Origin of the sequence: Pseudomonas asgharzadehiana (assembly GCF_019139815.1) — a bacterium.
GTDB lineage: Bacteria > Pseudomonadota > Gammaproteobacteria > Pseudomonadales > Pseudomonadaceae > Aquipseudomonas > Aquipseudomonas asgharzadehiana.
Map to the genome: position 1 here is coordinate 5,806,232 of NZ_CP077079.1, position 17,946 is coordinate 5,824,177.

General features: G+C 61.6%; 15 protein-coding genes. 4 read left to right on the top strand and 11 right to left on the bottom strand.

Annotation, left to right across the window (positions count from 1 at the left end; all coding sequences use genetic code 11):
* Nucleotides 1-7: 7 nt before the first annotated feature.
* Together glyA and KSS96_RS26430 are read right to left on the bottom strand one after the other, a co-directional pair.
* Entirely contained in the window at nucleotides 8-1,261 is a 1,254-nt protein-coding gene (glyA, locus tag KSS96_RS26425) for a serine hydroxymethyltransferase (RefSeq protein WP_065879357.1), read from the bottom strand.
* Nucleotides 1,262-1,431: 170 nt separating this feature from the next.
* Nucleotides 1,432-2,160 (bottom strand): TraX family protein, encoded by a 729-nt coding sequence (locus KSS96_RS26430; protein WP_065879356.1) that lies wholly within the window; start codon nucleotides 2,158-2,160, stop codon nucleotides 1,432-1,434.
* A 90-nt stretch (nucleotides 2,161-2,250) separates the two neighbouring features.
* Here KSS96_RS26430 and KSS96_RS26435 point away from each other — a divergent pair, with 90 nt between their 5' ends.
* A complete protein-coding gene (locus KSS96_RS26435; protein WP_017530744.1) occupies nucleotides 2,251-3,291 on the top strand; it encodes a threonine aldolase family protein in 1,041 nt (346 codons plus the stop codon).
* A 70-nt stretch (nucleotides 3,292-3,361) separates the two neighbouring features.
* Here the strand turns inward: KSS96_RS26435 and gbcB are convergent, their stop codons facing one another.
* Nucleotides 3,362-4,462 carry a glycine betaine monooxygenase reductase subunit gene (gene gbcB, locus KSS96_RS26440; protein WP_017530743.1) on the bottom strand — a complete coding sequence of 367 codons (1,101 nt, stop codon included), beginning with the start codon at nucleotides 4,460-4,462 and terminating at the stop codon, nucleotides 3,362-3,364.
* Nucleotides 4,463-4,746: 284 nt separating this feature from the next.
* Here gbcB and gbca point away from each other — a divergent pair, with 284 nt between their 5' ends.
* Nucleotides 4,747-6,042: a glycine betaine monooxygenase oxygenase subunit gene (gene gbca / locus KSS96_RS26445; protein ID WP_017530742.1), complete on the top strand. Its 1,296-nt coding sequence runs from the start codon at nucleotides 4,747-4,749 to the stop codon at nucleotides 6,040-6,042.
* Nucleotides 6,043-6,717: 675 nt separating this feature from the next.
* Here gbca and etfB read toward each other — a convergent pair.
* The 6 genes from etfB to KSS96_RS26475 form a co-directional block, all read right to left on the bottom strand.
* On the bottom strand, nucleotides 6,718-7,488 hold the full coding sequence (gene etfB, locus KSS96_RS26450; protein ID WP_017530741.1) for an electron transfer flavoprotein subunit beta: 771 nt from the start codon (nucleotides 7,486-7,488) through the stop codon (nucleotides 6,718-6,720).
* Nucleotides 7,489-7,503: 15 nt separating this feature from the next.
* Complete coding sequence (gene etfA, locus KSS96_RS26455; RefSeq protein ID WP_017530740.1) at nucleotides 7,504-8,724, bottom strand: electron transfer flavoprotein subunit alpha; 1,221 nt, start codon at nucleotides 8,722-8,724, stop codon at nucleotides 7,504-7,506.
* A complete protein-coding gene (gene dgcB, locus KSS96_RS26460) occupies nucleotides 8,724-10,664 on the bottom strand; it encodes a dimethylglycine demethylation protein DgcB (RefSeq protein ID WP_217855492.1) in 1,941 nt (646 codons plus the stop codon). The genes etfA and dgcB overlap by 1 nt, the downstream gene beginning before the upstream one ends.
* A 136-nt stretch (nucleotides 10,665-10,800) precedes the next feature.
* Nucleotides 10,801-12,861, bottom strand: a complete 2,061-nt coding sequence (gene dgcA, locus KSS96_RS26465) for a dimethylglycine demethylation protein DgcA (RefSeq protein ID WP_217855494.1) — start codon at nucleotides 12,859-12,861, stop codon at nucleotides 10,801-10,803.
* Between the two features lie 15 nt (nucleotides 12,862-12,876).
* Nucleotides 12,877-13,407 (bottom strand): DUF5943 domain-containing protein, encoded by a 531-nt coding sequence (locus tag KSS96_RS26470; RefSeq protein ID WP_017531060.1) that lies wholly within the window; start codon nucleotides 13,405-13,407, stop codon nucleotides 12,877-12,879.
* Between the two features lie 78 nt (nucleotides 13,408-13,485).
* Nucleotides 13,486-14,463, bottom strand: coding sequence for a dipeptidase (locus KSS96_RS26475; protein ID WP_017531059.1), 978 nt, complete (start codon nucleotides 14,461-14,463; stop codon nucleotides 13,486-13,488).
* Nucleotides 14,464-14,682: 219 nt separating this feature from the next.
* On the opposite strand from KSS96_RS26475, the gene KSS96_RS26480 reads away from it, so the two are divergent.
* Both KSS96_RS26480 and KSS96_RS26485 read left to right on the top strand, forming a co-directional pair.
* Nucleotides 14,683-15,084, top strand: a complete 402-nt coding sequence (locus tag KSS96_RS26480; protein ID WP_017531058.1) for a lysozyme inhibitor LprI family protein — start codon at nucleotides 14,683-14,685, stop codon at nucleotides 15,082-15,084.
* Between the two features lie 41 nt (nucleotides 15,085-15,125).
* Nucleotides 15,126-15,542: a DUF3010 family protein gene (locus KSS96_RS26485; RefSeq protein ID WP_017531057.1), complete on the top strand. Its 417-nt coding sequence runs from the start codon at nucleotides 15,126-15,128 to the stop codon at nucleotides 15,540-15,542.
* A 34-nt stretch (nucleotides 15,543-15,576) separates the two neighbouring features.
* Here the strand turns inward: KSS96_RS26485 and KSS96_RS26490 are convergent, their stop codons facing one another.
* Both KSS96_RS26490 and KSS96_RS26495 read right to left on the bottom strand, forming a co-directional pair.
* Nucleotides 15,577-16,767: an AAA family ATPase gene (locus KSS96_RS26490; protein ID WP_017531056.1), complete on the bottom strand. Its 1,191-nt coding sequence runs from the start codon at nucleotides 16,765-16,767 to the stop codon at nucleotides 15,577-15,579.
* Between the two features lie 68 nt (nucleotides 16,768-16,835).
* Nucleotides 16,836-17,780 carry a GlxA family transcriptional regulator gene (locus tag KSS96_RS26495; RefSeq protein ID WP_217855496.1) on the bottom strand — a complete coding sequence of 315 codons (945 nt, stop codon included), beginning with the start codon at nucleotides 17,778-17,780 and terminating at the stop codon, nucleotides 16,836-16,838.
* Nucleotides 17,781-17,946: the final 166 nt, after the last annotated feature.

A 17,946-nucleotide genomic window follows, 5' to 3' on the forward strand; every position in this document is an offset into this window, starting at 1 on the left:
ACCGCGCTCAGCGATAAACCGGGAAATCAGCGCACAGGGCAGACACGTGCTTGGCCACGTTGGCCTCGACATCGGCGTCGCCGAGGTTGTCGAGGATGTCGCAGATCCAGCCGGCCAGTTCGATGCACTGCGGCACTTTGAAACCACGCGTGGTCACCGCCGGGGTACCGATACGCAGGCCCGAGGTCACGAACGGCGACTGCGGGTCATTCGGCACCGCGTTCTTGTTGACGGTGATGTGAGCGCGACCGAGGGCGGCGTCCGCCTCTTTGCCGGTCAAGCCCTGACGGATCAGGCTGACCAGGAACAGGTGGTTATCGGTGCCGCCGGACACTACATCGTAGCCGCGTTTGATAAACACGCTCGCCATGGCCTGGGCATTGTCGATCACTTGTTGCTGGTAGGCCTTGAAGCCTGGCTCCAGCGCTTCCTTGAAGCACACGGCCTTGCCGGCGATGACGTGCATCAGCGGGCCGCCCTGGGCGCCGGGGAATACGGCGGCGTTGAGTTTCTTTTCAATCGCTTCGTTGGCCTTGGCCAAAATCAGGCCGCCCCGTGGACCGCGCAGGGTCTTGTGGGTGGTGGTGGTGACCACGTCGGCGTACGGCAGCGGGTTCGGGTACAGGCCGGCGGCGACCAGGCCGGCGACGTGGGCCATGTCCACGAACAGCAACGCGCCTACTTTGTCGGCGATGGCGCGAAAGCGTGGGAAGTCCAGGGTCTTGGAGTAGGCGGAGAAACCGGCCACGATCATTTTCGGCTGGCACTCGACGGCCAGGCGCTCGACTTCGTCGTAGTCGATCAGGCCGGTATCGGTGTTGATGCCGTATTGCACCGCGTTGTACAGCTTGCCCGAGGACGACACTTTGGCGCCGTGGGTCAGGTGACCGCCGTGGGCCAGGCTCATGCCCAGGATGGTGTCGCCGGCATTGATCAGCGCCAGGTACACGGCGCTGTTGGCGGACGAACCGGAGTGCGGCTGCACGTTGGCGTAATCGGCGCCGAACAGCTGCTTGGCGCGTTCGATGGCCAGGGCCTCGACCTTGTCCACGTGCTCACAGCCGCCGTAGTAGCGCTTGCCCGGGTAGCCTTCGGCGTATTTGTTGGTGAGGCCGCTGCCTTGCGCTTCCATCACACGCTTGCTGGTGTAGTTCTCTGACGCGATCAGCTCGATATGATCTTCCTGACGCTGCTCCTCGGCGTTCATCGCCGCCAGCAGTGCATCGTCATAACCCTGGATCTGGTCTTTCTTGCTGAACATCGCGTCTCTCCCAGCCTTTCGTATTGTTGAGGCCCGTGCAGGGCCCTTTGATGCGATGGTAGGGCTGGCGCAGGCAGGTCAAATGCCTACGGACGCCACGCAAAGGTGCGTTTACGACATTCCCTCTGCGACGCAGAACAAATGTGGAACAGGCCGTGTGTGGGAGGGGGTCAGGCGATGATCTGGCGGGCGAGCAGCAGCAGGAGGAAATGCAGTGGATAAGCGGCATACGCCCAGCGGCGCATGGGCGGTGGCGCGACATGTTTGGCGTGTCGCAATAAGACCAAACCCACCCATGGCGCGATCAGGCATGCGACCAACCCCAACAGCGCCACCGGCGTGCCGCTATTGAGCAGGGTTTGCCATTGGTTGGCGGCCACGCACACCAGGCCCGGTAGCAGGCAGAAATACCAAGGGCGGGTGAACACCAGCAGCATGGCCAACGGCAGCAATACACCAAATAAACCGAACATCAACTGCGCGCTGAACACACCCGCAAGCAACAGCGCAATCAGCGCCAACCCCCGACCAACAGGCGCCTTCTGCTGCCATCCTCTGGCAACCAGCAAACCCAGCGCCAGAGTCGGCAGCACATTCAACGTATCGGCATCCTCGATAAACAACCGGTATGGCACTTCGCTGAGCGCACTGAACAACAGCAACCAGCCCAGGTAGCGCCAGTGCCCGGCCAAGGGCGTATTTCGCACCCGCTGCACGTTAGCCGCAATCGCCAGGCAGAACCACGGGAACGCCAGGCGCCCCGGCACATACAAGCCATCGAGGCTCAAACCGACATAACGCAGGTGGTCCAGCACCATGCACACCAGCGCCAGCCACTTGAGCAGATCCAAAGCGCCGTCGCGGACACGTCCGACAGGCATCGTTGCAGTAGCGTGCATAATTCCCCACTGACTTTGCATTTACAGCGCGTGCGCACCCCAGCCAATGTTGGTTAAAGTGCGCACCAATATCGACCACAGGAATGGGCCATGACTGACAAGAGCCAACAATTCGCCAGCGACAACTATTCGGGCATCTGCCCGGAAGCCTGGGCCGCCATGGAACAAGCCAACCACGGCCATCAACGCGCCTATGGCGATGATGAGTGGACCCACCGCGCCGCCGACGGTTTCCGCAACCTGTTCGAAACCGACTGCGAAGTGTTCTTCGCCTTCAACGGCACCGCCGCCAACTCGCTGGCGCTGTCATCCTTGTGCCAGAGCTACCATAGCGTGATTTGCTCGGAAACCGCCCACGTCGAAACCGACGAATGCGGCGCGCCGGAGTTTTTCTCCAACGGCTCCAAGCTGCTCACCGCGCGCACCGAAAACGGCAAGCTGACCCCGGAGTCGATCCGCGAGATCGCCCTCAAGCGCCAGGACATCCACTACCCCAAGCCGCGCGTCGTCACGCTGACCCAGGCCACCGAAGTCGGCAGCGTCTACACCCCGGAAGAAATCCGCGCCATCAGCGCCACCTGCAAAGAACTGGGCCTGAACCTGCACATGGACGGCGCGCGTTTTTCCAACGCCTGCGCGTTCCTCGGCTGCTCACCGGCCGATCTGACCTGGAAAGCCGGGGTAGACGTGCTGTGTTTTGGCGGCACCAAGAACGGCATGGCCGTGGGCGAGGCGATTCTGTTCTTCAACCACACGCTGGCCGAAGACTTCGATTACCGCTGCAAACAAGCCGGCCAGCTCGCCTCGAAAATGCGCTTTTTGTCGGCCCCATGGGTGGGCCTGCTGGAAAACGACGCCTGGCTCAAACACGCCCGCCACGCCAACCACTGCGCCCAACTGCTGAGCAGCCTGGTGGCGGACATTCCCGGCGTGGAGCTGATGTTCCCGGTACAGGCCAACGGCGTGTTCCTGCAACTCTCGGAACCAGCGATTGCCGCGCTGACGGCCAAGGGCTGGCGCTTCTATACCTTCATCGGTAAAGGCGGCGCGCGGTTCATGTGTGCGTGGGACACCGAAGAAGAACGCGTGCGGGAACTGGCGGCGGACATTCGCGAAGTCATGGGCGCCTGACCCTCACGGATGAACGCAAATCAACCTGTGGGAAGGGCTTGCCCCCTCCCACATTGGGCGGTACTCGCTGTTAGAACTCGATACGCACGTCGCCCTTCGGCACGCTGCAGCACGACAGGATGTACCCCTCGGCCTCGTCTTCCTCGGTGATCCCGCCGTTGTGCTCCATCTCCACTTCCCCGCCCAGTTTCATCACCTTGCAGGTGCCGCAGATGCCCATGCCGCAGGCCTTGGGGATCATCAACCCGAGCTTGGCCGCCGCCGCATGCACGGTTTCGCCCGGTGCTACGCGGATGCTCTTGCCCGACGCAATGAACTCCACCTGATGCAGGTCCGCCAGGTCGACTTCCGGCGCATCCGCCGCTTGTTCGGCTTGCTCCACCGCATCGGCCCGCGCTTCCGGTGGCGTGGCGCCGAAGGATTCCTCGTGATAGCGCGCCATATCGAAACCGGCGGCTTCCAACAGGCGCTTGACTGCGCTCATGTAAGGCGTCGGACCGCAGCAGAACACTTCGCGCTCCAGGAAGTCCGGCACCATCAGTTCGAGCATCTTGTGGTTCAGGTAACCGCGATAACCGGCCCAGGGTTCACCCAGGCCGTGCTTTTCACAGATCAGGTGCAGGCTGAAGTTGTCGATCCGCGAGGCCATATGCTCCAGCTCGCGATGGTAGATGATGTCTTTGGGCGAGCGGGCGCTGTGCACAAACGTCATGTCGACGTTGGCGTTGGTGTCGTAGAACCAACGCGCCATGGACATCACCGGGGTGATACCCACGCCGCCGCTGAGGTACAACACTTTCGGACTTGGGAAGTCGATGGCGTTGAACAGCCCGACCGGGCCGTGTACCGCCAGCTCCTGGCCTTCGTGCAGCGTGTCGTGCAGCCAGTTGGAAACCCTGCCGCCGGGTACGCGCTTGATGGTCACCGAGAAGCTGTAAGGCACCGAAGGCGAGCTGGAAATGGTGTACGAGCGCATGATCGGCTGGCCTTCGATCTCAAGCTCCAGGGTGACGAATTGCCCCGGCTTGAAAAAGAACAGGATCGGCTGGTCGGCCATAAAGCAAAAGGTGCGCACGTCCCAGGTTTCCTGGATGACTTTGACGCAACGGACGATGTGCCGACCATTGGCCCAGGTCTGGGTGGTTACCGGATTCAGGAAGCTGTTGGACATGCTGATTCTCCACTGCCGATGTTCGGCTTTATGGTGGCGATTCTGCGTAACGCGAGAACCACCCATTTACCTATCTGCGACATTCACATACTTATCGCGACCAGCCCCCAACTACCGGGGCTTGCGCGTCGGGATCAGATTGGGCCATGTCGCCCATGGATAAGGTTCGAGGCAACCGCAGGCCCACACTCGCTGCCAACGACAACGCTTTCTTTACGCCTTGCATTGCAACAACCGTAGCCACTATTCGCCGGCCACACAGAATGGCCATGAGGACATACACGATGGACGTCACCGCAACCTTAAGCTTGGGCGATCCGCTGGAACCCGCACGCAAGGCCACCGCGCAGATGCTGCAAGAGCGCGAGCGCACCTTTTCGCTGCCGCAGCCGTTTTACTCTGATGAGCGGCTGTTTGATATCGACATGCAGGAGATCTTCCAGAAAGAGTGGCTGATCGCTGGCATGACCTGCGAGATCCCCACCAAGGGCAACTACCTGACCCTGCAAGTGGGCAAGAACCCGATCATCGTGATCCGTGGCGCCGACGGCGTGGTGCATGCGTTTCACAACGTGTGCCGCCACCGTGGCTCGCGCCTGTGCACCAGCGACAAGGGCAAGGTCGCCAAGCTCGTTTGCCACTACCACCAGTGGACCTACGAACTGGACGGCCGCCTGTTGTTCGCCGGCACCGAGATGGGCGCCGACTTCGACATGAAGCAATACGGCCTTAAACCGGTGAACGTGAAGACCGCCGGCGGCTACATCTTCATCAGCCTGGCCGAGAACCCGCCGGCCATCGATGACTTCCTGTCGACACTGAACCATTACATGGAACCGTACGACATGGAGAACACCAAGGTGGCCATTCAAACCACCTTGTTCGAGAAAGCCAACTGGAAACTGGTGCTGGAAAACAACCGCGAGTGCTACCACTGCAATGCCTCGCACCCGGAATTGCTGAAAACCCTGCTGGAATGGGATGACGTCACCGACCCACGCGCCGACCAGGCGTTCAAGGACCACGTCGCCGCCTCCGCCGCCGCCTGGGATGCCGAAAAAATCCCTTACGCCCACGCCAGCTTCGGCCTGCGTAACCGCATCGTGCGCATGCCGCTGCTCAAAGGCACCGTGTCGATGACCCTGGACGGCAAACAAGGCTGCGCCAAGCTCATGGGTCGCATCAAGAACCCGGACCTGGGCTCGATGCGCATCCTGCACCTGCCGCACTCGTGGAACCACTGCATGGGCGATCACATCATTGTGTTCACCGTGTGGCCGATCAGCGCCCAGGAAACCATGGTCACCACCAAGTGGATCGTCCACAAGGACGCCGTCGAAGGCGTGGACTATGACGTGGAGCGCATGCGCCAGGTGTGGGACGCCACCAACGACCAGGACCGTCGCCTGGCCGAAGAGAACCAGCGCGGCATCAACTCCACCGCCTACCAGCCTGGCCCGTACTCCAAGACCTATGAGTTCGGCGTGGTGAACTTTGTGGACTGGTACAGCGAACGCATGCTGAGCAACCTGGGTGCGGCGCCCGCGCCTTACCTCAAAGGCATAGCCGCCCACGAGTGAGGCCGCGACTGTCGGGGCTCTGGCTGTACAAAAAACAGCCAGAGCCCTCACAGCCCTGTGTAACCCTGGCCTGCAGCCGTTACCCAACAACTTATCCACAGAGCCACCCACAGCAATTGTGGGCAACTGCTTCCCTGCGCAAAAATTAACTGAAGAAAATCCGTGACTTATTCAAGTTTCAGGGTTTCCAGTGCGCCTGATCACTTATTGATCAATTGCTTGTAACCCACGAATAACGTGGGTCACAGCGGTGCGCGAACACCTTATCCACAGAAGCACCAACAGACTTTGGGGGCAACTTCGGCGGCATTGTGGAAAACCCGCTGGAAGCGTCATAAACCGAGGCTTTGCGGACCATCAAACGGTTAAAACTGCTTATTTGATCAAAATATGATCAAAGCTCTGCAAGCCTTTGTTTATAAGGGCTGCACGCGACAGCAAACATCTTATCCACAGAAGCGCCAACAGACTTTGGGGGCAAGTCTGCGCCGTGCGCTGGGGAAAAACCCATGAAAAACCGTGAGTTAGCCTGGTTATTTTTTGTACGGGGGGCTGGAGCGCTTGATTCATATAGGCTGTGGGCAGCCGCGAACAGGTTATCCACAGGCGGATCAACAGGCATTGTGGGTAAACTCCACAACCCTGTGGGAGAGGGCTTGCCCCTCCCACGGTGGATCAGCGGACGACGCCCTCTTCTATGAGCAGCTTGAGAATGGCTTGCGCGCCCTCTTCGGGGCTCAGCCCCTTGAGCACCTGCCCACCGCCGCCGCTGGCCTTGGCCGTGGCGGCTTTCATACGGTCGGCACCGCTCTTGGCCTTGATCACCTTGAGGCGCTTGGGCCGAGGCTTGGCCGGTTGCAGCACCGCGCCTGTGAATAACTCGTCTTCTTCAACTTCAACTTCATGGGCCGCCAGCTCACCGCGTTGCGCCGGGCCGTACGCGCTTTGCCGGGGCTTGGGCGCCGCGTTATCCACCGTCGCCAAAAACGGCAAACGTACCTTCAAGCGCCGCCGCTGACCGCGCGGCAAGGCCTGCAGCACGTGGGCTACGCCACCTTCGATCGACTCGACCTGAGCCAGCCCCACAATCAACGGCCAGCCCAATTGCTCGGCCAGCAGGAACGGCAGCATGCCCGAGCCTTCGCCGGTTTCCGCCTGGCTGCCGGTGAGCACCACCTGCGCACCAGCCTCGCGTAAATAGTCGCTGAGCACCGGCAATGCGTCGGCACCGGCCGGTTGTTCGAGTACATGCAGGTGTGGCAGCCCCATGCCCAGGTAGCTGCGCAACGTGGGTTCGGCGATGTTGCCGGCGTGCAGCACCTGCAACTTATCCCCAGCCATCTGCAGGCCCAATTCCACGGCACGCGCATCTTGCTCCGCGCGCCGTGGGCGACCCGAGGTGGGGTGGGCACCGATGGACACCAGGCTGATTACATTGGTCGTCATGGCCATATCCTTTGCTTAAGCCGCATCGCGCTTGGCGCCGTTGCGGTAGGCCTCGACCGCATCGATCAAGGCTTGCAGTATCGCGGCGCTTTCGCCGATCACCGACAGGTCGGCACGCTTGATCATGTCGCAACCGGGGTCGAGGTTGATCGCCACCACCTTGTCGCAGGCACCAATGCCTTGCAGGTGCTGGATCGCCCCGGAAATCCCCACGGCCACATACACCCGCGCCGTCACCCAGGTGCCACTGGCGCCCACCTGCCGGTCACGCGCCATAAAGCCATCGTCCACCGCGACCCGCGAGGCGCCTTCGGTGGCGCCGAGCGCGGCGGCGGTCTGGTGGAACAGTGCCCAGTCCTTCACGCCATTGCCGCCGGAAAAAATGAATTCCGCCTCGGCCATTGGGATCGCCGCCGGGTCCACCGCCACCGCGCCGAGGTCTTCGATACGCGGCAGGCTGCGGGCCAGGGTTGTGGATAACTCCACGGGCAGTACTTCGTGGCGGGTTTCGCTGACCGGATCGGCGCATTCCACGGCAGCCAGGATCAAGCGCGGTAATGGCCGCGCCACGTCTTGCTGGCCCGCACCGGCGCGGCCGATGCACTCCTCGCCCTTGATCTGCCACACCCGTGTGGCTGGGCGTTCCTTGAGGCTGGCGGCAAAACGCCGACCCAACTCGCCCCCGCCGCTACGGCTGTCGGGCAACAGCCAGTGGCGCGGGTTGAACTGGTTATCCACAGCGCGCAGACCCTGCACGCGTTGCTCCGGTGAATAACCTTCGAATTCGTGACCTTCGAGCACCAGCAGGCGGTCGACGCCGGCGGTGGCGAACGCGCTTTCCTTGTGCTCACCAAACACCACCGCCAACACCGCGCCGTCGTCACCGGCCAGTTGCCGCGCCAGGCCCAGCAGGTCGCGGTCGTGACTGCTCAGGCGGCCGCCGACCATGTCCGGCACTACGTTGATGTAGAACGCAGGCGCCGGCACCTGATGCAGCGGCAATTGCACCTCTACCGCAGCGCTGCGTTTGGCCGCGCCGCCCTGCTGGGCGCCGCTGCGGTCGATACGCTTGATGCCGTTGGGGCCGATAAAACCCACGCCATGCACGTTTTTGCGGACAACGCCGTTAGGCCCCATCCAGCTGTGTTGCGCCGGCTGCATCGCCGCGTGCAGCGGGTGCAGACGGTTACGGGCGATCCATTCGGCACGGGGGTCGCGGCGGATAATGTCGCTCATCAGTGCACCTCCGCTGGTTCACGTTTAGGCGCTTTCGCCGGTGTGGGTTCTTCAAGCAAGGCGTCGGCCACCAGTTCGGCAATGTCTTTGATCAATGGGCGGGGTTCGACCACACCTTCAAGCATCGCGGTGCATTGCGGGCAACCCACGGCCACCAGTTCGGCGCCGGTTTCGCGGATGTCTTCCATGCGCATGTCCGGGATCCGTTGCTTGCCGGGAATGTCGGTGATCGGCGCGCCGCCGCCACCGCCGCAGCAACGCGAACGGAAGCCCGAGCGCTGCATTTCCTTGACCTCAATGCCCAACGCACGCAGCACTTGGCGCGGCGCCTCGTACTCACCGTTGTAACGGCCCAGGTAGCACGGGTCGTGGTAAGTCACGCTGTTGCCTTTGTGCTGGCCCAGGTTCAGCGCGCCGTCGCCGATCAGCTCGGCCATGAAGGTGCTGTGATGCCGCACGAGGTAGTTGCCGTTGAAGGCGCCGTATTCGTTTTTCAGCACATGGAAACTGTGCGGGTCGCAGGTGACGATGTGTTTGAAGCTGTATTTGGCCAGGGTCTGGATATTGCGCGAAGCCAGCAATTGGAAGGTCGCTTCATCGCCCAGGCGTCGCGCCACGTCGCCGCTGTCGCGTTCTTCCAGGCCGAGTACGGCGAAGTCGACCTTGGCCGCCTTCAGTACCTTGACGAAAGCGCGCAGGGTGCGCTGGTTGCGCATGTCGAAGGCACCGTCACCGACCCAGAACAGCACGTCGCAACTGCCTTTGTCGCTGAGCAACGGCAGGTTCAAATCCGCCGCCCAGTTCAGGCGACCGCCCGGCGCGAAACCGCCGGGGTTGTCGGTGGCGATCAGGTTTTCGAGGACTTCGGCACCCTTGTTTGGCGTGGCGCCTTTTTCCAGGGTGAGATGGCGGCGCATGTCGACGATGGCGTCCACGTGCTCGATCATCATCGGGCACTCTTCCACGCAGGCGCGGCAGGTGGTGCACGACCACAGGGTCTCGGCGTCCACCAAACCATTGACGATCGGCTGGTGCGGGTTGCCGCCGTGCTCGCCGATCGGTTTGCCAGGGTACGGGCTGCCGGCGAACTTGGCATCGGTGCCACCGGCCAGGCCGACCACCATGTCCTGGATGAGTTTTTTCGGGTTCAGCGGCTGGCCGGCGGCAAACGCCGGGCACGCCGCTTCGCACTTGCCGCACTGCACGCAGGCATCAAAGCCGAGCAGTTGGTTCCAGGTGAAATCCTTGGGTTTTTCCACCCCCAGGGGCGCGGTTTTATCGCTCAGGTCCAGCGGCTTCAAACCGGTGGAACGGCCGCCGCCGAAGCGCTCGGCACGGCGGTGCCAGGCCAGGTGCAGGGCACCGGCGAAGGCGTGTTTCATCGGCCCGCCCCAGGTCATGCCGAAGAACATCTCGGACACGCCCCACAGCACGCCCACACCGAGCAGCGCCGCGAGCAACCAGCCGCCGAAGTCCGCCGGCAGAATCCCGGCCACCGGCAAGGTCACCAGGAAGAAGCTCACCGAGAACGCCAGCAGGCTTTTCGGCAGGCGCATCCAGGGGCCTTTGGACAGGCGCGCGGGTGGGTTGCGGCGGCGCAGGTACATGAAGATCGCGCCGACAAACATCAATGTCGACGCCAACAGCAGCGCGTAGCCAAGAATGCGACTTTGCAGGCCGAAACCGTGTACCAGGATCGCCAGCAGCGCCGACAGCACAAAACCCAACGCCGTGGCGACGTGGGTATTGGCGATGTATTTGTCGCGGGCGACCACGTGGTGCAGGTCGACCATATAGCGCTTGGGCATGGCCAGCAGGCCGCCCAGCAGGTCGACTTTGGAGGCGCGGCCACGGCGCCACATGTTCACGCGGCGCAGGGCGCCGAGGACGGCGAGGCCCAGGGCGGCAAACAGGAGAATAGGCAGCAAGGTGTTCAACATGGTGAAGCTCCCACAGACCACACAAAACTAATGTGGGAGGGGGCTTGCCCCCGATAGCGGTGGGTCAGCTACAGCTGTATCAACTGACACTCCGCCATCGGGGGCAAGCCCCCTCCCACATTTGAACCCAGTCGGGTCAGAAATCCTTGCACAAGCGCAGGGCGTCATAGATGGCGGCGTGGGTATTACGCTGCGCCACACAGTCACCGATGCGGAACAGCAAGTACCCCTCGCCCGCCTCGCTCAGGCACGGCTGCGGCTTGATCGCGAACAGCGCTTCGACGTCGATCTGGCCCTTGTTGCGCGAGCCTTCCTTGAGCCCGTAGTAAATGGCCTCGTCCGGACGCACGCCGTTCTCCACTACCACCTGGTCGACCACCCGTTCTTCCTTGGCACCGGTGTATTCGTTCTCCAGCACCGCCACCAGCTTGTCACCCTCGCGATAGACCTTCTCCAGCATCATGTCGCCGGTCATGATCACTTCCTTGGGGTACATGCTGCGGTAGTAGGTGGGGAACGACGTACCGCCAATGGCAACGCCCGGCTTGATGTCGTCGGTGACGATCTCCACCTGGCAGCCTTTGTCGGCCAGGAAGTCGGCCACCGACATGCCGGTGAATTCGCAGATGGTGTCGTACACCAGCACGTTCTTGCCCGGCGCGACTTTGCCGTCGAGCACGTCCCAACTGCTCACCACTAAACCTTCGGCGGCGCCCCAGTGTTCGTTCTGCTCGATAAACGGGTGCCCGCCGACCGCCAGCACGACCACGTCCGGACGCAGGTCCAGGATGGTGTCTGCATCGGCCGCCACGCCCAGGCGCAGGTCGACTTTCAAGCGCGCCAGTTCCAGCTGGAACCAGCGCGTGATGCCGGCAATCTGGTCGCGCTGCGGCGCTTTGGAAGCCGTGGTGATTTGCCCGCCGATAAATTCTTTTTTCTCCAGCAAGGTCACGTCGTGGCCACGCTCGGCGGCGACGCGCGCCGCTTCCATCCCGGCTGGGCCGGCACCGACCACCACGACTTTGCGCTTGGGCCCGGTGGATTTTTCGATGATGTGCGGCACGCCCATGTATTCACGGGAGGTCGCGGCGTTCTGGATGCACAGCACGTCCAGGCCCTGATACTGGCGGTCAATGCAGTAGTTGGCGCCGACACACTGCTTGATCTGGTCGATCTGACCCATCTTGATCTTGGCGATCAGGTGCGGGTCGGCGATGTGCGCACGGGTCATGCCGACCATGTCCACATAGCCGCCTTCCAGAATCCGCGTGGCCTGGTTCGGGTCCTTGATGTTCTGCGCGTGCAGCACCGGGACCTTGACCACTTCCTTGATGCCGGCCGCCAGGTGCAGGAACGGCTCCGGCGGGTAACTCATGTTCGGGATCACGTTGGCCAGGGTGTTGTGGGTGTCGCAACCCGAGCCCACCACACCGATGAAGTCGAGCATGCCGGTGTCGTCGTAGTACTTGGCGATCTGCTTCATGTCCTCGTGGGACAGGCCGTCCGGATGGAACTCGTCGCCGCACAGGCGCATGCCCACGCAGAAGTCATCGCCCACTTCGGCACGCACGGCCTTGAGTACTTCCAGGCCGAACTTCATGCGGCCTTCAAAGCTGCCGCCCCATTCGTCGGTACGCTTGTTGACCCGCGGGCTCCAGAACTGGTCGATCATGTGCTGGTGCACCGCGGACAGTTCCACACCGTCCAGGCCGCCGGCCTTGGCCCGGCGCGCAGCCTGGGCGTAGTTGCTGATCACGCGCCAGATCTCTTCCGGCTCGATGGTCTTGCAGGTAGCGCGGTGCACCGGCTCGCGCACGCCGGACGGCGACATCAGGGTCGGCCAGTTGAAGCCGTCCCAACGCGAGCGACGGCCCATGTGGGTAATCTGGATCATGATCTTGGCGCCATGCTTGTGCATGGCGTCGGCCAGGTTCTGGAAGTGCGGGATGATGCGGTCGGTGGACAGGTTCACCGAGCTCCACCATTCCTGGGGGCTGTCGATGGCCACCACCGAGGAGCCGCCGCAGATCGCCAGGCCGATACCGCCCTTGGCTTTCTCTTCGTAGTACTTCACGTAGCGGTCAGTGGTCATGCCGCCGTCGGTGGCATACACCTCGGCATGGGCAGTACTGAGTACGCGGTTGCGGATAGTCAGTTTGCCGATCTGGATCGGCTGGAACATTGCTTCGAAAGCCATGGCACGGTCCTCGGCTTACAACGGCTTGACGGTGAACAAACCAGAATCAAAGCCCTCTTCGGAGCCTCCGTAGACTTGTTCGGCGACGGTGCGGATCTTGCTGCCACGGGCTTCCAGGATCTGGTCCATGGCACCGGCAAACCAGCCGGTGAACATGTAGTCGACCTTGCGCCCGACCTTGCCGTACACATAGACGAATGCCGAGTGCTCAAGCGTGACGCTGGCGGTGCCTTTGTCGAGGTCGATGTCCTGGATCTTGAACAGGCCCCAGCCGCGTTGCGACAGGCGCTTCATGTAGTGCTCGAACACCGCGACGCCTTCCAGGCCGTGGCACTCGGCTTCTTTTTCACACCAGTGCCAGGCGGACTTGTAGCCGGCCTTGTAGAGAATCTCGGCGTAGGCGTCGGCGCCCAGTACTTCTTCGATGCCCATGTGGTTGTTGACGAAGAAATGGCGCGGCACGTACAGCATCGGCAGGGCGTCGGAGGTCCAGACACCGGTTTCGCTGTCGACTTCGATTGGCAATTGCGGGGCGATCTTGGCCATGGAAACTTAACTCCAGAAAATTCGTTTTGATGCCCGCCGCGCGAATGGCGACGGGTGAAGGATCAAGCGAGCGGTGGCTTATTCGCCCCAGACGTCCTTTAGGACGTTCACCCAGTTCTCGCCCATGATCTTGCGCACCACGCGCTCAGGATGGCCGCGCTTGAGCAGGGTCTCGGTGAGGTTGGGGAACTCGCCCACGGTGCGGATGCCCAGCGGGTTGATGATCTTGCCGAAGCTGGTCAGGCGGCGGGCGTAGCCCTTGTCATGGGTGAGCATTTCGAAGAAATCCTGGCCATGGCCCTGGGTGAAGTCGGTGCCGATGCCGATGGCGTCTTCGCCGACGATGTTCATGGTGTATTCAATGGCTTCGGCGTAGTCGTCGATGGTCGAATCGATGCCCTTGGCCAGGAACGGCGCGAACATGGTCACACCGACAAAACCGCCATGGTCGGCAATGAACTTGAGTTCTTCATCGGACTTGTTACGCGGGTGCTCTTTAAGGCCCGACGGCAGGCAGTGGGAGTAGCACACCGGTTTTTTCGATTCGAGGATGACTTCTTCGCTGGTCTTGGAACCCACGTGGGACAGGTCGCACATGATGCCGACGCGGTTCATCTCGCCAACGATCTCACGCCCGAAGCCCGACAGGCCGCCGTCACGCTCATAGCAGCCGGTGCCCACCAGGTTCTGGGTGTTGTAGCACATCTGCACCACACCGACGCCGAGCTGCTTGAAGATCTCGACGTAGCCGAGCTGGTCTTCAAACGCGTGGGCATTCTGGAAACCGAAAATAATGCCGGTCTTGCCCTGCTCTTTGGCGCGACGGATGTCGGCGGTGGTTTTCACCGGGATCACCAGGTCGCTGTTCTCGCGGATCAGGGTCTGGCTGGCGACGATGTTATTGATCGTGGCCTGGAAGCCTTCCCACACCGACACGGTGCAGTTGGCGGCGGTGAGGCCGCCTTTGCGCATGTCCTCGAACAGGTCGCGATTCCACTTGGCAATAATCAGCCCGTCGATAACGATGCTGTCGGCGTGCAACTCGGCTGGGCTCATCAGGCGTCCCCTTATTGGCGATTCATGCGCCGAATCGTCTGCCGGCGCTTTGGGGCCAGCATATGCCCAGGGGCCGACCGAGCCGGGTGCAAAAACGACAGGGGAATTGCCGAAAGCGTCAATCCGCGACAAAGGGTGTTAAGAGGTGTCTGACTAGCGGCTGTTATTTGTCTTACGCTTGAGCCAGAATTCGGCCATTACCTGATATGAGACGGCGCAATGAAATCGATTTTCCTGGCTTTGGCACTCATCGCAACCGGCGTCCACGCGGCCGAAGACACCGACAGCACGCCGTGCGATGGCATCGAAAACGACAAACAAACCCTGGAATGCGCCTCCTACAACAAAACCACCGCTGAACAGTTGTTAAAAGACAACTATCAGGGCCTGCTCGAACGCATGGCTTCGACCTACGGCAGCGACAAGACCAAGCTGGCGGACATTACCGCTCGTCTGAAGGACGCCCAGCAGAAGTGGGAAAAACTGCGTGACGCCGATTGCGCCGTGGACACCTTCCCGGCGGTGACCGGCACCAAGGCGTATGCGATTGCGCAAAATGATTGCCTGGCGCGCATGAGCGATGAGCGGTCGGAGTTTTTGGAGTCGATTGGGCAGGAATAAGCGACAATCCCTGCCACTTTTAATCTGAACCAAGGCCATTCATGAGCATCTGCGGTATCGAAATCAAAGGCAGCGAAGCCATCATCGCCGTCGCCTCGCTGGACAACCAGGCGCTGACCCATGTCGCCCTGGCCACCAAGAAAATCGCGCTGGAAGATGACGACGAAGCGGCCAACGTCAAAGCCTTTGCCGCCCAGGTGAAGGCCTTTGTGCAGGCCAACGCCATCACTCGCATCGCGATCAAGAAGCGCAGCAAGAAAGGCGAATTCGCCGGCGGGCCGACCACGTTCAAGATTGAAGGCGTGTTTCAGCTGCTGGAGGCGGTCGAGGTGACGCTGCTGTCGCCGCAGACGATCAATGCGCAGAACAAGAAGCACGGTTTTGAACTGCCGGCGACGCTGAACAAGTATCAGCATGAGGCTTATAAAGCAGCCTGTTCGGTACTGATGAAAAAGTAAGCCACACCACAGTCAGACCCGGTTCACATTGGATTCAGGTTGTTTTCAGTTGGGGTGTAGGGCGCTTGTACAGCAGCCAATCCCCGAACGCCTTGTCTTCCAGCGCATAGCCGCCCCGGCTCGACTTCCATACCAATTCCTTGTCACGCAAGGCATCGATACAGGCCTGAATAGTCTGGGTACCCGGCACCACATCGCTGCCCATATCCTCCAGTGCCTTGCTGACCGCCGTAATGGTGCTGTCGGTAAACGGCGCAAAGGGTTGATTGCCGTGCAAGCGCTCCACCATCACCTGCAGCACTGCACGCTGCGGGATGGTCAGCGCGTTCCAGGCGCTTTCGAATTCGGTCCATACACCGGCGCGCAGCAATTCGGCGCGGCTGTGCAGCAATTCGCCCAGATTGCTCGCCTCGCCCAACTCCAAGGCGACCTCGCCGATGATGGTGCGCAGCATCTCGGGGCGGCGGCCGACCAGCTCGAAGGCGTCGTCGATATCCGCCGCCTTGAACTGGTTGGTCGTGGCCAGGTGGGCATTAAGGTGCGCGGTGTAGGCTTGGGTGAACGCTTTGCCCAGCAGCGGAAACGGCGTGATGCTGGAGCCAAAGAACGGCTGGCTTTTGCCCAGGACCAGATGGGCCAGCTTGTCGCGGTTGGAGCCGGTGAACACCAGGTGCAAGCCACTGCCGTCCTCGTCACGGCCTTGGTTGAGCTGATCCCGGGCGGCCTTGAGCGCGAACATCGCGTTGATTCCCGAATCGCTGCTTAACGCGTGCTGCGCTTCGTCAATCACCAGCACCACGGGTTTTTCGGCAGCGCTGTGCAGCAACTCCAAGGCCTGGGTCAACGTCGCGCCGACGGGCAATTGGGGCTTGCTGAAGTCCCAGGACAAGGTACGCAGAAAGCTCAGTTTCTCGATGCCAATGTTCTTGGCCAGTTTGCGAATGCCTTTTTCATAGGGCACCAGGGCGGCGGCAATAGCACTGGCGATCAACTCCGCCGGGTCTTTGTCTTTGTCGGCCCACAGGTCGACGTACACGGCAAGCCAACCTCGCAGCTGACACTCAGGGATCAGATCCTCGCGCAAAAATGTACTTTTGCCGGTGCGACGCGGCGCCGCAAGGAACAGCCCGGAGGTGAAATCCTGAATACCGGCGCCCACCAGACCATCGGCAATGCTGCTTGCCAGGGCGGGACGGCGGAACACAAAACCGCTGTGCTTGGACATGGCTTTATACTCAATTATTCAAAACGCTATAAATTATAGCGCTGAGTATAATTGACTATAATCGCCCGTCAAACCACCTCCCGTCGCCGATCCTCCCGTGGGCATTTGGCAAACCGCGCTCGGTAACTGCGCGTGAAATACGACGGCGACTCAAACCCACAGGCAATACTCACTTCCAGCACACTCAGGTCACTTTGGCGCAGCAGTTGCCGGGCTTTTTCCAGGCGCAGGCCCAAGTAGAAGTTGCTCGGCGTATCGTTCAGATGCAGACGGAACAAGCGCTCCAACTGGCGCCGGGTAACCTTGATCGCTTCAGCCAGCGCCAGCGTGCTCAGCGGCGGTTCGGTGTGCTGTTCCATTTCTCCGATCACCTGCACCAGTTTTTTGTTGTTGATGCCGTAGCGCGTGGCGATCTGCATGCGCTGATGGTCTTTGCGCGGGCGGATACGGCCGAGCACGAATTGCTCGGACACTTGAATGGCCAACTCCGAACCGTGGGCCTGGGCGATCAGGTCGAGCATCAGGTCGATGGACGCGGTGCCGCCGGCGCAGGTGATGCGACGACGGTCGATCTCGAACAGCTCCTGGGTCACCGTCAGCTGTGGATAAGACTCCTTGAACGCATCGATGGCTTCCCAGTGCAGGGTCAGCCGATGGCCGTCGAGCAGGCCCGCTTCGGCGAGCACGCAGGCGCCGGTGTCGATGGCGCCGAGGGTCACACCGTCATGGTCGAGGCGGCGCAGCCAATGTTCCAGCGCGGGGGTGGCGAACTGCAGCGGTTCGAAACCCGCCACCACCAGTAAGGTCGCGCCTTTTTTCAGCGGCTCCAACGCCGCGTCGGCGTTGACCGACATGCCATTGCTCGCCAGCACCGCGCCGCCGTCGGCGCTCAACACATGCCAGCGGTACAGCTCGCCGCGAAAACGGTTGGCCACCCGCAGCGGTTCCAGCGCGGAAATAAACCCGATGGCCGAGAACCCCGGCATCAGCAGAAAGTAGAAATCCTGGGACATGGTGGCGCTCTCGTCATACGGGCAGCGTGGCACTGTGATACTCCCGTTCACCCGCGGATTCAAGGGGACAGGTCGCTCCAGTGCAAGAGCCGGTCGCCGCCGTGCGTTTTGTCGGCTGCGAAGGTACGTAACTTGGCCTCACGGCGCACAAAGACGCCGGACCCCA